Source organism: Microbacterium sp. HSID17254 (genome assembly GCF_003989315.1).
Lineage (GTDB): Bacteria > Actinomycetota > Actinomycetes > Actinomycetales > Microbacteriaceae > Microbacterium.
In genome coordinates this window covers 1-966 of sequence record NZ_RBLT01000130.1, presented here as the reverse complement: position 1 = coordinate 966, position 966 = coordinate 1, and the positions used below count along the sequence as shown (strand labels likewise).

Genomic DNA, 966 nt, shown 5'->3' with positions numbered 1-966 from the left:
GGGCGGGCGCGCCGTCGCCTGCGCCGGCAGCGTGACCGACGACGGTTTCGCGGAGCGGTTCGTCGGCGCGGGCGTCGACGAGTTCGGCGGGCTGGACATCGTGGTCAACAACGCCGGATACACGTGGGACTCGGTCGTGCAGAAGATGACCGACGAGCAGTGGGGCGCCGTCCTCGACGTGCACCTCACGGCCCCGTTCCGGATCCTGCGCGCCGCCCAGCCGGTGATCTCCGGGCTGGTCAAGCAGGCGAGGGCAGCCGGTGCGCCGGTGCCGTGCCGCAAGGTCGTCAACATCTCCTCGGTCGCCGGGCTCGGCGGCAACGTCGGGCAGGCCAACTACTCCGCGGCCAAGGCGGGTGTCACCGGGCTGACCAAGGCGCTGGCCAAGGAGTGGGGCCGCTACAACGTCACCGTCAACACCGTCGCGTTCGGACTGATCCGCACCCGGCTCACCGAGAGCCCGGCCGGCGGGAACGGCACCATCGACGTCGACGGCCGTGAGATCGCCGTCGGCGTCAACCCCGACCTGCTCGCGGCGATGGAGCACTCGATCCCGCTCGGGCGAGCAGGCACCCCGGCCGAGGCCGCAGGCGCGGTGTACCTGCTCTGCCGGCCCGAGTCCGACTACGTCCGCGCCCAGACCCTGGTCTGGTCCGGCGGCCTGGCGATCTGATGACGCCGTCCCTCAGCGCGGAGGGGAGGACCATGACCGAAACCGAGGTGACCGGGGTGATCGACGGTGACCGCCGCGTCTCGCACGACGAGCTGGCCGGCCGGGTCGCGCGGGCGGCCACCGTCCTGGACCGGTACGGCGTGGGGCCCGGCACGACCGTCGCGATCATGCTGCGCAACGACATCGGGTACCTGGCGGCCACCTACGCCGTCCAGGCCCTCGGCGCCGTGCCGGTACCGGTCAACTGGCACTACCGTGGCGACGAGGTCGCCGACATCCTGACCGACTGCGCC

Annotated in this window: 2 protein-coding genes; both read left to right on the top strand. The window is 72.4% G+C overall.

What is annotated here, in order from left to right; all coding sequences use genetic code 11:
• A partial coding sequence (locus D8M34_RS18105; protein ID WP_126894714.1) for an SDR family NAD(P)-dependent oxidoreductase occupies positions 1–673 on the top strand: 673 nt, incomplete at its 5' end.
• A 32-nt stretch (positions 674–705) separates the two neighbouring features.
• On the top strand, positions 706–966 hold a 261-nt coding region (locus tag D8M34_RS18100; protein WP_161973096.1), incomplete at its 3' end, for an AMP-binding protein.